Raw genomic sequence first — 14,005 nt, 5'->3', positions numbered from 1 at the left:
GTTGCGGAGGCGGCCTGCGTATCAGCTGTCATCAATTGCGGCCTGAGACGAATTGAAGCTCTGCAGGTTGCCGTTGAAAAGTTTCATGGCGTGTCCGAGGAGGTTCGCGGTTTCGGCATCCAACCCTTCGGTGGCGCAGGTGATGATGGCGCGCAGTTCCTGCTGGATTGACGCCAGCATGTCGGCAGAGGTCGGCGTCAGCATGATGCGCTTTGCCCGTCGGTCGGCGCAGCATTGCTGCCGCTCAATGAGGCCAAGCGACTGAAGCCTGTCGAGATAGGCGCAGAGCGTCATCGGTTCGACGCCCATGCGCGACGCGATGTCGAGCTGGCGGCTGCCATCGACTTGGGCGATATGGATCAGTGCTCGTGCTTCGCCGGCGGTAAGGCCGAGGCCCGCCTGGGCGATGCGCCGCTCGAAAGCCGTGCGCAGAAGCCTCGCGGCATCGGCGATCAGGAAGCCGAGGGTTTCACCCTGGGCGACCAAGCCTGGCGTTTCCGGGCGATGTTCGTTCGCGAGCTTCATAAGGCAGCCTTACTATCTTTCCCCGACGACGCAAATCGAAATGCCTGGAAACCGTGTGCCGGGCGATTTCGCAACGATGTGCGTTCCAAAAATCTGCATCAGCGGATGAAGCTCTTGCCGTGCCTGCCTATATATGGTCGCTCTACGCAATTAGACGGTATCGAAGCAGCACAGTGAAGGACGACCCAATGGCAACTTTCTCAGCGAATTCCGCGCTTGTCGACTGGAACGGGCATCATGGCCTGCCGCGCTTCGATCAGGTGAAGGACGAGGATTTCGCGCCGGCCTTCGATGCCGCCATCGCCTTGCACGAGGCGGAAATCGCTGAGATCGCGGGAAATTCCGCTGAGCCCACATTCGAAAACACGATCGTTGCACTGGAAATCGCCGGTGACGAGCTGTCGCGCGTTTCGTCGATCTTCTGGGGCAAGGCGGGCGCGCATACCAACGATACGATCCAGACGCTGGAGCGCGAAATCGCGCCGAAAATGTCGCGCCACTATTCGAAGATCGGCACCAATGCCGAACTGTTCGCGCGTATAGACGCCCTCTGGCAGAAGCGGGACGACCTTGATCTGACCGTCGAGCAGCAGCGGGTGCTGGAGCGTCACTGGAAGGGCTTCGTCAAATCGGGTGCCAATCTGCCTGAGGACCAGCAGAAGCGGCTGTCGAGCATCAACGAGACGCTTGCCGGTCTCGGGGCGAGCTTCGGCCAGAATGTTCTCGGCGACGAAAAGGCCTGGTCGTTGAAACTGACCGAAGAAGCCGATCTCGAGGGTCTGCCGGTTTTTGTGAAAGAGGCGATGGCGGAAGCTGCCAAGGAGCGCGGCGAGGGCTCAGGCTATCTCGTCACGCTGTCGCGCTCGATCATCGAACCGTTCCTGACCTTCTCGACCCGCCGGGATCTGCGCGAACAGGCGTTCAAGGCCTGGGTGGCGCGCGGCGAAAATGGCGGCGAGCGGGACAATGTCGCGATCGTTCGCGAAACGCTGGCGCTGAGGGCCGAAAAGGCCAAGCTGCTCGGCTATGAGAATTACGCCGCGTTGAAGCTCGACAACACGATGGCGAAGACACCGAAGGCGGTAAACGGTCTGCTCGGCCAGGTCTGGCAGAAGGCCCGCACCAAAGCGCTGGAGGAAGAGGCAAGTCTTTCAGGTCTGATCTCGGAAGCGGGCGGCAATCATCCGGTCATGCCCTGGGACTGGCGCCACTACGCCGAAAAGCTGCGCGAGCGGACGTTCTCTTTCTCCGAGAGTGAGCTGAAGCCCTATCTCCAGATCGAGAAGATCATCGAGGCGTCCTTCGATGTGGCCGAGCGCCTGTTCGGCATCAAGGCCGTCGAGGTCAAGGACTTGCCGGTCTATCACCCGGATGTCCGCGTATTCGAGATCCATGACGAGGACGGCAATCTGAAAGCGCTTTTCCTCGGCGATTATTTTGCCCGCTCCTCGAAGCGCTCCGGCGCCTGGATGAGTTCGTTCCAGTCGCAGCACAAGCTGACGCTGAAGAACGGCATGCAAGGTGAGCTGCCCATCATCTACAATGTCTGCAATTTCGCAAAGCCTGCCGAAGGCAAGCCGGCGCTTCTGTCGCTCGACGATGCGCGCACGTTGTTTCATGAATTCGGCCATGCGCTGCACGGCATGCTGTCCAACGTGACCTATCCCTTGGTTTCGGGCACTGGCGTCTCGCGCGATTTCGTGGAGTTGCCGTCGCAGCTTTACGAACACTGGCTGACGGTGCCGGAAATCTTCGAGAAATATGCCGTCCACTACAAGACCGGCGAGCCGATGCCGAAGGCGCTGCTCGACAAGGTTCTTGCCGCGCAGACATTCAACGCCGGTTTCTCAACGGTGGAATTCACCTCGTCGGCACTGGTCGATATGGCTTTCCACACCCAGGAAAGCACGGTCGAAGACCCGATGGCGGTGCAGGCCAAGGTGCTGGCCGAGCTCGACATGCCGGCCTCGATCGTCATGCGCCACGCCACGCCGCACTTCCAGCACGTGTTTGCCGGTGACGGATACTCGGCCGGCTACTATTCCTACATGTGGTCGGAAGTCCTTGATGCGGATGCATTTGCCGCGTTCGAGGAGGTCGGCAATGCTTTCGATCCGGTGACGGCGCGCAAGCTCAAGAACAATATCTATTCGGTCGGCGGCTCGATCGATCCGGAAGAAGCTTATGCAGCCTTCCGCGGCAAACTGCCGGATCCGACCGCAATGTTGAAGAAGCGGGGCCTCTCCATCATGGCCGAGCTTTCGGGCGGAGACGGCTGACAAAAGCCATTATCTTTAAAAGATGAAGAGCGGGCGTTGATCGCAGATCGCGCTCGCCCCCTTTCGCATTTGCGAAAAACAGGGTATGAGCGCGCCAACGAAATAGGTGCGGTCCGTCGATCTGCGCCCCGAAACATCCGAGATCTAAAAATGGCTATGCGGAATATCGCGATTATCGCGCACGTCGACCACGGCAAAACGACCCTTGTTGATGAACTTCTGAAGCAGTCCGGCTCGTTCCGCGACAATCAGCGCACCGTCGAGCGCATGATGGATTCGAACGACCTCGAAAAAGAACGCGGCATCACCATTCTCGCCAAGGCAACTTCGGTCGAGTGGAAGGGTGTTCGCATCAACATCGTCGACACTCCCGGCCACGCCGACTTCGGTGGCGAAGTCGAGCGCATCCTGTCGATGGTGGATGGCGCCATCGTTCTGGTCGACAGCTCGGAAGGCCCGATGCCGCAGACCAAGTTCGTGGTCGGCAAGGCGCTGAAGGTTGGTCTTCGCCCGATCGTCGCGATCAACAAGATCGACCGTCCGGACGGTCGCCACGAAGAAGTCATCAACGAAGTCTTCGACCTCTTCGCGAACCTCGACGCCACCGACGAGCAGCTCGACTTCCCGATCCTCTACGGTTCGGGTCGTGATGGCTGGATGAACGTCAACCCAGAAGGTCCGAAGGATGAAGGTCTTGCACCACTGCTCGATCTGGTCCTGAAGCACGTTCCGGAGCCGAATGTCGGCGAAGGCCCGTTCCGCATGATCGGTACGCTTCTCGAAGCCAACCCCTTCCTCGGTCGTCTCATCACCGGCCGCATCGCATCCGGCTCGATCAAGCCGAACCAGGCCGTCAAGGTTCTGGCGCAGGACGGCAAGACCGTTGAAACGGGCCGTATCTCCAAGATCCTCGCATTCCGCGGTATCGAGCGCACCGCCATCGAAGAAGCCCATGCAGGTGACATCGTCGCCATCGCTGGCCTTTCCAAGGGTACGGTTGCTGACACGTTCTGCGATCCTTCGGTTACCGAAGCGATGACGGCTCAGCCGATCGATCCGCCGACCGTTACCATGTCATTCCTCGTCAACGACAGCCCGCTTGCTGGCACCGAAGGCGACAAGGTCACCAGCCGCGTCATTCGTGACCGCCTGTTCAAGGAAGCCGAAGGCAACGTTGCGCTGAAGATCGAAGAGTCTGACGGCAAGGATTCGTTCTTCGTGTCCGGCCGCGGCGAATTGCAGCTTGCCGTTCTGATCGAGACCATGCGTCGCGAAGGCTTCGAGCTTGCCGTTTCGCGTCCGCGCGTCGTCATGCACAAGGACGAAGCAACCGGCCAGACGCTGGAGCCGATCGAAGAAGTCGTGATCGACGTCGACGAAGAGCATTCCGGTATCGTCGTGCAGAAGATGTCCGAGCGCAAGGCCGAGATGGTCGAGCTTCGTCCGTCCGGCGGCAGCCGCGTTCGCCTGGTATTCTACGCGCCGACCCGCGGCCTGATCGGTTACCAGTCGGAACTTCTGACCGACACGCGCGGCACGGCGATCATGAACCGCCTGTTCCACGACTATCAGCCTTACAAGGGTGCGATCGTCGGTCGCGTCAACGGTGTTCTCCTGTCGAACCAGTCCGGTGAAGCCGTCGCCTACGCGATGTTCAACCTGGAAGACCGTGGCCCGATGATCATCGAGCCAGGCGAAAAGGTTTATGCCGGTATGATCATCGGCATCCATACCCGCGACAACGACCTCGAAGTCAACGTTCTTAAGGGCAAGCAGCTGACCAACATCCGCTCGGCCGGCAAGGACGAAGCTGTTCGCCTGACGCCGCCGATCCGCATGACGCTCGACCGCGCGCTGTCCTGGATCCAGGACGACGAACTGATGGAAGTCACGCCGAAGTCGATCCGCCTGCGCAAGATCTATCTTGACGCAAACGACCGCAAGCGCTTCGACAAGTCCAAGGCCGCTCTCTAACATCGCGCTTCTGAGACCATCCAAGACCCCGGCAGAAATGCCGGGGTTTTTTTGTGGCTTGGTCTGGGCCACGCTTGTGGCGAAGGTAAAAAATGCGTTAACCTCCTTGCCATCGTCCACATGAGAAGCTTGTGGGCAATCCACTTTACCCGGGTCTCGGGAATGGCGGAGAGCCCATGGCAGGACCTAGAATCGCGTTATGAAAACGTTATCGATCGATGTCAGGCGTGCGGAGCCGCAAGACGCCCCGGCTATCTCCGAGGTGCACCGCCAGGCATGGTCGCAAGCCTATGCCGGCCTCATTCCGCACAAGCCGCTGATCCAGATGCTGGAGCGCCGCGGCGAGGGGTGGTGGCGCAAGGCCGTCCGCGGGCCGGCGACGCTTCTGGTTCTGGATATCGGTGGCGTTATCGCGGGTTATGCGACGATCGGCCTCAACCGCGCCCGTGCGCTTCCCTATGACGGCGAGATCTACGAGATTTACCTGCGCCCGGAATATCAGGGCGTCGGCCTTGGCCGCCGCCTGTTCGGCGAAAGCCGCAGGCTTTTGAAATCGCTTGGCTGCAAGGGCTTGGTCGTCTGGTGCCTGGAAGACAGCGAGCATGCCGTCCGCTTTCTGCGATCCCATGGCGGGGCGGATTTGGCAGAGGGCATGGAGGACTTCGACGGAAAGTCCCTGAAGAAGATTGGTTTCGTCTGGCACTGACTTCGGGGCGGAAAGGTGCGCCACGACTTAACCTTGGCGGCAAACCTGTGTTGCCTTGCCAGCCAATTCCCGCTATCGACGGTTCACAAGTTCGTAAACCTCATCGGGGAAGACTATGCGCATCGATGCAATTTCTGTTGGCAAGAATCCGCCTGAAGACGTCAACGTAATCGTTGAAGTACCTGTCGGCGGCCAGCCCATCAAGTACGAGATGGACAAGGAAGCCGGCGCGCTGATCGTCGACCGTTTCCTGTACACACCGATGACCTATCCAGGCAATTACGGCTTCGTGCCGCATACGCTGTCCGAGGATGGTGATCCGATCGACGTTCTGATCTGCAACACCCGCCCGCTGGTACCCGGTTGCGTCATCAATGTCCGCCCGATCGGCGTGATGGTGATGGAAGACGACGGAGGCAAGGACGAGAAGATCATTGCCGTGCCGGTTCCGAAGCTGACCCAGCGCTACGACAAGATCAAGAACTACACCGATATGCCAGAGATCACGCTGAAGCAGATCGAGCACTTCTTCACGCATTACAAGGATCTGGAGCCCGGCAAGTGGGTGAAGATCGAAGGCTGGAAGGACGTTGACGTCGCCAAGAAAATGATCGTCGCGGCGATCGAACGCTTCAACGCTCAGAAGTAATCTTTACCGCTGACCGCTTCCAAAATCCTCCGGTTCGTCTCGAGCCGGGGGATTTTTTGTTTCCGCTCGTAAGCCCAAAACAAAAACGGCCCGCGCGGGAAATTTCCCAGCGCGGGCCGACCGTGTCCGTGCTGAAAGTCTTTGGCTTCAGCCTGCGAGAGCAGGATAGATCGAGGTCCACATCAGCGAGCGAATGAAGAAGATGATCAGAAGCACGATGATGGGCGAAATGTCGATACCACCGAGGTTCGGCATGACCCGGCGGATCGGCGCGAGGACGGGCTCGGTGACATTGAAGAGAAACCGGCCGATCGCATCGACAAACTGGTTGCTCGAATTGATCACGTTGAAGGCGAAGAGCCATGAAAAGATGGCGCTGGCGATCAGGATCCAGGTGTAAAGGTTCAAGGCCAAGTCAATGGTCTGAAACAGGGCGAGCATTCACGTCTCCATTTCTTTGTTGACAGACATGTAGACATTGGCGAACTAACGGGCAAGTGCCGTCTATGGCCCGCGTCGCAGGATGTTTAACGGCGGCGTGTGCATATCGTGGGTTTCCGGCTTCGCTGAAAGTACAGGTTCCATGTCCATACCCACATCGGGTGATCGCTTCGCCGCCTTTCGTCACGCAGCTTATACGCGTTTCTTTCTCAGCCGGTTCTTCGCAGCCTTCGCGATCCAGATTGTCAGCGTGTCGGTCGGCTGGCAGATGTATGACGAGACGCGCAATCCGCTCTATCTCGGTCTGATTGGGCTTTTCCAGTTTCTGCCGTCGCTGCTTTTGATCCTGGTGACGGGTTCGGTCGCCGATCGCTACAACCGACGCATGATCATGGCGATCTGCATGGTCGTGGGCGGGCTTTGTTCGGCGGCGCTTTTGGCGCTCACCATCACCGACTCGTTCACGCCGTGGCTCGTATTTTCGATCCTCGTCGTGTTCGGCATCGAGCGCGCCTTCATGGGGCCGGCGGTGCAGTCGTTGGGACCCAACCTCGTGCCGGAAGAAGACCTCCCCAACGCCATCGCCTGGAACTCGTCGTCCTGGCAGACGGCATCGATCCTCGGGCCGGTGTTCGGCGGGCTACTCTACGGCGCCAGCTCGATTGCGGCCTATTCGGTCGCCTGTTTTCTGATGACGGTTGCCGCCATCCTCGTGTTTATGATCCCCAAGCCGGCGCAGCGCACTCCTGCCTCGAAAGTCAGCTGGGATGAGATGCTGGCCGGTTTCCGCTTCATCGCCGGCGAGAAGATCGTGCTCGGCGCGATCTCGCTCGATCTGTTTGCGGTGCTGCTCGGCGGCGCCGTGGCGCTGATGCCGATCTTTGCCCGCGACGTGCTGGAGCTTGGCCCCTGGGGCCTCGGCCTGCTGCGCGCAGCGCCCGGCATCGGCGCGATCGGCGTTGCGGTCTGGCTTGCCATCCATCCGATCCGGCACCATGCGGGTACGGCGATGTTCATCGGCGTGGCGCTGTTCGGTCTCGGAACGCTCATCTTCGGCCTCTCGGCCACCCCGTGGATCTCGATTGCGGCCTTGATGCTGATGGGTGCGGCTGACATGATCTCGGTCTATGTCCGCGAGACGCTGATCGCGCTCTGGACACCGGACGAGGTTCGCGGCCGTGTGAACGCCGTCAACATGGTGTTCGTCGGCGCATCGAACGAGCTGGGCGAGTTCCGGGCCGGCACCATGGCGCACGCGATCGGCGCGGTCCCTGCCGTCGTCATCGGCGGCATCGGCACGCTGGCGGTCGCCGTCATCTGGTCGCTCGGCTTTCCGAAGCTGCGCAAGATCGACAATCTGGAAGCGCCGCAGCGCTGAGTTATCCGTTGATCGGTGCGGGGTAGGCTGGCACGGCCGGTCGGCTTGCCTCGGCGGCTGGCCGGTCGAAGACGATGTCGAGGAAGGTCCACAGCCAGTCCTTCAACGCGTGGTCGAAGATCATCCGTCCCTCGAGATGCTGGTTTCCCTGCTGCGCATTCGGCATGCTAAAACGTTCGGCGCCGTGCACCACCCAGCGATGCATCATGGCGCGCGTGAGTTCCGCATGGAACTGCACGCCCCAGGCATTCTCGCCGTAGCGGATCGCCTGATGCGGATAGGCGTCGCCTTCCGCCAGAAGCTTTGCGCCCCGCGGCAGGTCGAAGCCTTCGCGGTGGAAGTGGTAGACCATTTTGGGCCAGTGCATCAGAAGCCGGCCATGCTCCGTGGCGCGCAGCGGGTACCAGCCGATCTCCGTCACCTCGCCCTTTTGCGGCCCGACGCGGCCGCCGAGATTGCGCACCAGCATCTGGGCACCGAGGCAGATGCCGAGATAGGGCTTGTTCTCCTTCAGCGGCACGTCGATCCAGTCGATCTCCGTCTTGATGAACGGCTCCGGGTCGTTGGCGCTCATCGGACCACCGAACACGACGGCGCCAGCATGGGCGGACATCGTATCGGGAAGGGGATCGCCGAGTGCTGGCCTGCGGATATCCAGCGCAAAGCCCTTTTCGACCAGCATCTGGCCGACACGGCCGGCGGAGGAGGTTTCCTGGTGAAGGATCGCGAGGATGGGGAGTTTGGCGGAGGGGCGGGAAGGCGTACTCATCGCGCTCACACCTGTTCTTCCGCTTCGCCTCCAACCAGATGAGCCGAGGTGCGTGCGGCCGCTTCCTGCCGCTGTAGAACCCGGTCTCGGGCGGAAACGCCCAGGAGATCGGCGATACGCCAGATCACATGATCCTCGATCTCGCTGCGCTGCCCGTCCGCGTAGACGATATCCCAGAGGATACCGAGCAGCTCGATGCGGTCTTCTTCGTCGACCAGATGTTTTCTGAGATCGGAGGTGAACCGGTAATAGTCGACAGCTTCGCTTCCAGCCTGCCGGCCCGCCTCGATAAGCGACTGCAACCCTTCAGGGCTCAGATCGTAACGATCGCGCATCAGGTCGCGGAATTTCTGCTGCTCTTCTACGGACATGTTGCCATCGGCTTCCATGACCTGGAAACAGAGCGCAACGAAAGCCACGCGCGGGTCATCCGGCGCAAATTCATCCGTATGGTGCGGGGCGGTCAGCGTGTGGAGGAAGGCCTGGATGCGATCGAGCATAGGTGGTTTTGGCCTTCTCCGGTTTTTCTAATAGAGCCGGAGCCTCGTTGGAGACTTCTCGGCGTTTGCGTCCTTGACACCGGGATCATCGGGCGGACGGCCGAAAAAGGGAACGGGCTCGTCCTGCTTTTCTGCCTCCGGAGGCTGTTCCGCTGTCACATTCATGGGCTTAGGTGTTTTTGCTGCAACAGCTAAGTCCTCCTGCGGCACCACAACGGGCTGTGCGTCCGCAACAACCTGATCAGTGCTGCGATTTTCCGGCGTCTCGACAGGCGGCGTAACCTCTTCGCGAACCGTGATTGCCGGAAGCGTTGCGATCGCCTGGTCGGCCGCAAGTGTGCCGTCTTCGACGGGGCCTTCGATCTGGCCGAACGGAACTTTCCACTCGAATGCATCGAGGCGCCCCGTGACCGGCGAAAGCGGCAGCCACTTCTCCGACACGATGCCGTCGGCAACCCAGGCAGGGTCACGGCCGGCGCGCAGCGCCTGCGCCATCCAGTGACGGACGCGGCCCTGATCGCCGGTATCCGCTTCCTCGATGTCAGCCAGCAGAAGATAGGCCGCCTCACGCGACTGCATGCGGGCTGCGGCTTCCGCCTTTGCGCGCGCCTTGGGGAACTGCTGCGCATCGAGGGCAGCCTGGGCAACGACCAGAAGCGATTCGATGTTGTTGGGACGAAGCGCTTCGAGTTTCTCGGCGCGCTTCAGGCGATCGAGCGTGCTGTCGCCGCTGCGGGCGCGGACATAGGTCCGGCCGACATCTGGATGCGGTTCGAGCTTCCAGACACTTTCGAGGATGCCTGCTGCCTTGCGGACATTGTCTTCGCGCAGATAGGATTTGGCGGCGATGATTGCGGCCGGGACGAGGCCCTTGGCGAGCTTCAGGGCGGCTTTTGCATCTTCACGCGCGCCGTTCGGGTCGCCTTCCAGGCGTTCGCTTGCCTTGGCGGTCAGAAGCACAGCCTTCAGCCGATCGGCTTCGCCGCGTTCGAGCACGCTTGCCGCCCGCTGCTGATCGAGAAGATGGATGGCATCGTCCCACCGGCCGGACTGGCTGCGCGATTCGAGCGTCGCCTGGGCTGCCCAGGGCAGGTAGGGCGCATTCTCGACGGCCTTTTCGGCATACTGACGGGCAGCCTCGTTGGCGCCGAGGCGGCGTGCTTCCATGTAAAGGCCGCGCAGGCCGAGTTCCCGGGTCTCCGGATCTTCGGCCATCTGTTCGAACTTCGCACGTGCGTCCGCATGGCGGCCTTCGATCAGGGCTGCCTGGGCTTCCAAAAGGTGAATGAGCGGTTCCTGATCGGCGCTGAGCAGGCCGCGCGTGCGGATGCTCATCTTGCGGGCGAGAACCGCGTTGCCGGCGCCGGCCGCAATCAGGCCGGTCGAGAGCGCCTGATAGCCGCGGTCACGCTTGCGGGTGCGGAAATAGCGCCGCACCGACAGCGGCGATGTCCAGATGACGCCGATGATCCACCAGACGATCATGACAGCCGCAATCAGCGCCACGACCATGGTGGCGGCCACCATGATGCTGGTTTCGATCAGATGGTCCTGCCAGGTGATGGAAATCAGCCCTGGGCGATCCGCAATCCAGGAAAAGCCCCAGCCGAGGCCCAGAACCACGAGAAGAAAAATGAAGAGCCTGATGATCATCCGTTTCTTTCTTCTTCAGCCTTAAGAGCCTGATTTCGTGCCAGCAAGCGCGCGCGAAAGAGTTCCGCTCACGAGATTTTCGACCTGTACCCGAGCGTCGAGCTTGCGCTTGAACTCGGCGGATGCGGATTTTGCGGCTTCCGGCAGCGTATCCCACTGCTGGGCGGCGGCCTGAAGGTCGCCGTTGCGCAACCGGTCCTCAATGCGGGAGACGATCGCGTCGACCGTCTCGCCCTCGACATCACCGACACGGCGAACCTTGACCACCGACATGGCGGAAGACAGAAGCCGGCTGGCAATGCCCTGGTTCGGATCCGCTGGCACCGACGCCTGGATGATCGCATCGGCGACGGCCGGAAACTCGCTCTGCAGCTGTTCACGCGAAGGTGCACCGTCTGCGGCGAATGTCTTGAGCTCGGCGATCGCGGGATCGTCGCCGGCAATGTTCGTATAGGCCTGAAGCTCTGCCTCGAACGAGCCGCCACGATCGATGGCGGCCTTCAATCCGGCAGCAGCGACGGCGCGGGCAACCTGCTGTTCCGGGCCGCGATCGTTGATCTGGGCCTCGGCCGCTTCCAGCCGACGGGAAAGCTCGGCCGTCTGCGTGGCTGCCGCAGCCTTGGTATCTGCCAGCTGCTGCTGGAGGGCATTCAAGCTTTCTTCGGTCGGACCGCCGGAATTCTGCGCGACAGAACTTTCCAGCGCCTGAACGCGGCTTGCGAGTTCCGTATCGGGAGACGCCGGCTGGCTGCGCAGCGTCTGGATATCCTGGCGAAGAGCTTCGATTTCGTCCGACAGTTCGGTCGAGCCGGATGCTGCGGGGGTCGATGATGGAAGATAACCGGCATACTGCATGCTGCCCGCCAGCAGAAGCGCGACGATGCCGCCGAAAATGCCGGCAGCAATCAGCGTGGACGCCGAGGTCCCACCGGAGCGGGTGGCTGGCTGGGCGTCCGATGCCTTGTCAAAGGTTTCATGCTTAGCGGCAGGTTCGTCAAAACCGGGCGTGGGCGACGGGGTGAATTCCTCGGTCGGCGAGGGGGCAGCGTCACGAGCAGCGTCTGTCGCAATCGGTGCGTCCGGCTCGGTCACAACCGGATCGGCTGTTCCCGTCACACCTGGCTCGTCTCGCCCATGGGAGCTATCCGGCTCGCCGATCACATGGGACGTGTCGCTCTCTTCAGGCACGGTCGATGTCACCGGCTCGCCGGCCAGCGGGATGGCATCCGTCGTCTCAGAAGCTTCGACTTTTTCCGAAGCGGTTTCCGGGATGTCGCTGTCATTGCTGCGCACGGGCTCGGCCACCACGCCAGCGCCATCGGCCGTCAGGTCGATCGTGACCGGTTCTTTCTCCGCCATCGATCGGCGGGGTGGTTTTTCCGTTACCATCTCGACCTCTTTTCGCATCTGCTCAGGGAAAGTAGTTGGTGGGGCAGGGTAAGGAAAGGGGAGCGAGAGAATTTGGCTTGGCACTATGGTGAAAGAAACGCGAAAAGTGCGTCTTCGTCGGGTGTTTCAGCGACGAAGATAGCAGGATGAAATTTTTCAGGCACCGCGGTAGCGACGTTTTTGCTGAGGCAGATGACCTGCAAATGTTCGATCGAGGCTGCAAACGGCTGCACGAGTTCGAAGAACAGCGCGGCGTTGTGGCGCGAATAGAGAAGGACTGCGTCGGCCGCCGGGCGGGTCAGAAGCGGTTCGATTATCTCGGTCCGGTAGCCGACCTTGACCATCCGGTAGATCTCGATCGATTTGCAGGCGATGTCGCGGGCGTGTAACCCGTCCTCCAAATCCGGCGAACGCGGATTGCCGGCAAGATAGAGGAGACTGAATGTTTCGCCGACATCCTGGGCGATCCTCTCCACCAGATCATGCCCGGTGCCATCGCCGCAGCGGATATCGGTAAAGCCGAGGGTGCGTGCTGCCTCGCCGGTCGCTTCGCCGACGGCGTATATCTGCGTGGACAGGCGAGGGCGGATTTCATGTCCAAGTTCGCCAAGCGCGCGAACGGCTTCGGCGCTGGTCACGACAAGCGCGGAATGGGGTTCGGACAGCGCTTCTCGGGCGATCTCCAGGTTATGCTCAACGCGAGTGAGCGGCAGGAAGACAGGCTGATGGCCGAGGGTTTCGAGCCGTGCTGCGGTTCGCCGGGCGGAATGGTCAGGGCGGGTAACGATGACCCGCATGGCGTCAGACCCAGCCTTCGAAGAAGCCCGGTCCGGCAGCGGCGCGGACGGTTTCTCCGGCCTGGCGACCAAGCGTTTCAGCATCCGCCCGTCGGCCGCTGATGTCGACCGCATGTTCGGTCGATCCGTCCGGCGTCAGGATCAGGCCTGAAAATTTCAGGTGATCTCCGTCGCAGATCGCGTACCCGCCGATCGGTGTCCGACATGAGCCATCGAGGGCTGCCAGAAATGCGCGCTCGCAACTGACCGCGTCATAGGTGGGACAGTCGTTGACTGCTTTCAGCAGGTCATCGATGGCCGTGTCGCCAATGCGGCTCTCGAGGCAGATCGCGCCCTGTGCAGGGGCTGGCGGAAAATCGACGGGGTCGAGGAGTTCGGTCGCAACTTCCTCGCGGGCCAGCCGCTTCAGCCCGGCATAGGCCAAAAGCGTTGCATCCACATGGCCTTCGTTGAGCTTGCGCAGGCGCGTGCCGACCGATCCGCGAAAAATCGCAACCTGGATATCGGGGCGAAGACGGCGCACCAGCGCCTGACGCCGAAGCGATGCGGTTCCGACGGTCGCACCGTCAGGCAGAGCCTTGAGGCTCGGCGCCGTGCGGCCGATGACAGCGTCGCGGATATCCTCGCGGGGCAGGTAGGCGGAGATGTAAAGGTCTTCCGGAAGCTTGGTCGGCATGTCCTTGGAGGAATGCACCGCGAAGTCGAGATCTCCCGAGGAGAGCTTTTCTTCGAGCTCCAGCGTGAACATGCCCTTGCCGCCGATCTCGCTCAGCGCCCGGTCGGTGATGCGGTCGCCGGTCGTGGACAGGACGACAATTTCGAACATTTCCTCGGGAAGGTCATGGGCTGCCATCAACCGTGCACGGGTTTCGGCCGCCTGGGCGAGCGCCAGCGGGCTGCCCCGCGTTCCTATCCGGAAAGGTTTTGTTTGCATCCGCGTCATTC

The 14,005-nt window shown here is 61.3% G+C and carries 13 protein-coding genes; 5 read left to right on the top strand and 8 right to left on the bottom strand.

Annotation, left to right across the window (positions count from 1 at the left end):
• Window positions 1-21: 21 nt before the first annotated feature.
• The gene (locus IFT66_RS13180; RefSeq protein WP_192077846.1) at window positions 22-525 is read right to left on the bottom strand and encodes a MarR family winged helix-turn-helix transcriptional regulator; all 504 of its coding nucleotides are present in this window, start codon (window positions 523-525) and stop codon (window positions 22-24) included.
• Window positions 526-713: 188 nt separating this feature from the next.
• On the opposite strand from IFT66_RS13180, the gene IFT66_RS13175 reads away from it, so the two are divergent.
• From IFT66_RS13175 to ppa, 4 genes are all read left to right on the top strand, one after another.
• Window positions 714-2,804, top strand: coding sequence for a M3 family metallopeptidase (locus IFT66_RS13175; RefSeq protein WP_192077845.1), 2,091 nt, complete (start codon window positions 714-716; stop codon window positions 2,802-2,804).
• A gap of 150 nt (window positions 2,805-2,954) precedes the next feature.
• A complete protein-coding gene (typA, locus tag IFT66_RS13170) occupies window positions 2,955-4,778 on the top strand; it encodes a translational GTPase TypA (RefSeq protein ID WP_192077844.1) in 1,824 nt (607 codons plus the stop codon).
• Between the two features lie 199 nt (window positions 4,779-4,977).
• The gene (locus IFT66_RS13165; protein ID WP_062462422.1) at window positions 4,978-5,484 is read left to right on the top strand and encodes a GNAT family N-acetyltransferase; all 507 of its coding nucleotides are present in this window, start codon (window positions 4,978-4,980) and stop codon (window positions 5,482-5,484) included.
• A 115-nt stretch (window positions 5,485-5,599) separates the two neighbouring features.
• Window positions 5,600-6,133 (top strand): inorganic diphosphatase, encoded by a 534-nt coding sequence (gene ppa, locus IFT66_RS13160; RefSeq protein WP_062462425.1) that lies wholly within the window; start codon window positions 5,600-5,602, stop codon window positions 6,131-6,133.
• 147 nt (window positions 6,134-6,280) lie between these two features.
• Here ppa and IFT66_RS13155 read toward each other — a convergent pair whose 3' ends face one another.
• Entirely contained in the window at window positions 6,281-6,574 is a 294-nt protein-coding gene (locus IFT66_RS13155) for a YggT family protein (protein WP_062462428.1), read from the bottom strand.
• A gap of 142 nt (window positions 6,575-6,716) precedes the next feature.
• Here IFT66_RS13155 and IFT66_RS13150 point away from each other — a divergent pair, with 142 nt between their 5' ends.
• Complete coding sequence (locus IFT66_RS13150; RefSeq protein ID WP_192077843.1) at window positions 6,717-7,952, top strand: MFS transporter; 1,236 nt, start codon at window positions 6,717-6,719, stop codon at window positions 7,950-7,952.
• A gap of 1 nt (window position 7,953) precedes the next feature.
• Here IFT66_RS13150 and IFT66_RS13145 read toward each other — a convergent pair whose 3' ends face one another.
• The 6 genes from IFT66_RS13145 to hemC form a co-directional block, all read right to left on the bottom strand.
• Window positions 7,954-8,721, bottom strand: a complete 768-nt coding sequence (locus IFT66_RS13145; RefSeq protein ID WP_192077842.1) for a glutamine amidotransferase — start codon at window positions 8,719-8,721, stop codon at window positions 7,954-7,956.
• A gap of 5 nt (window positions 8,722-8,726) precedes the next feature.
• On the bottom strand, window positions 8,727-9,221 hold the full coding sequence (locus IFT66_RS13140; protein WP_192077841.1) for a tellurite resistance TerB family protein: 495 nt from the start codon (window positions 9,219-9,221) through the stop codon (window positions 8,727-8,729).
• A 27-nt stretch (window positions 9,222-9,248) separates the two neighbouring features.
• Window positions 9,249-10,874 carry a heme biosynthesis protein HemY gene (locus tag IFT66_RS13135; protein ID WP_192077840.1) on the bottom strand — a complete coding sequence of 542 codons (1,626 nt, stop codon included), beginning with the start codon at window positions 10,872-10,874 and terminating at the stop codon, window positions 9,249-9,251.
• Window positions 10,875-10,895: 21 nt separating this feature from the next.
• Window positions 10,896-12,263, bottom strand: coding sequence for a COG4223 family protein (locus IFT66_RS13130; protein ID WP_249406432.1), 1,368 nt, complete (start codon window positions 12,261-12,263; stop codon window positions 10,896-10,898).
• A gap of 83 nt (window positions 12,264-12,346) precedes the next feature.
• Window positions 12,347-13,060 (bottom strand): uroporphyrinogen-III synthase, encoded by a 714-nt coding sequence (locus IFT66_RS13125; protein ID WP_192077838.1) that lies wholly within the window; start codon window positions 13,058-13,060, stop codon window positions 12,347-12,349.
• Between the two features lie 4 nt (window positions 13,061-13,064).
• Window positions 13,065-13,994, bottom strand: a complete 930-nt coding sequence (gene hemC, locus IFT66_RS13120) for a hydroxymethylbilane synthase (RefSeq protein ID WP_192077837.1) — start codon at window positions 13,992-13,994, stop codon at window positions 13,065-13,067.
• Between the last annotated feature and the right edge of the window lie 11 nt (window positions 13,995-14,005).

Source organism: Rhizobium sp. CFBP 13726, assembly GCF_014841925.1.
Taxonomy (GTDB): Bacteria; Pseudomonadota; Alphaproteobacteria; order Rhizobiales; family Rhizobiaceae; genus Neorhizobium; species Neorhizobium soli.
The sequence above is the reverse complement of the archived record's forward strand: the minus strand, read 5'-3'. Positions and strand labels throughout refer to the sequence as shown.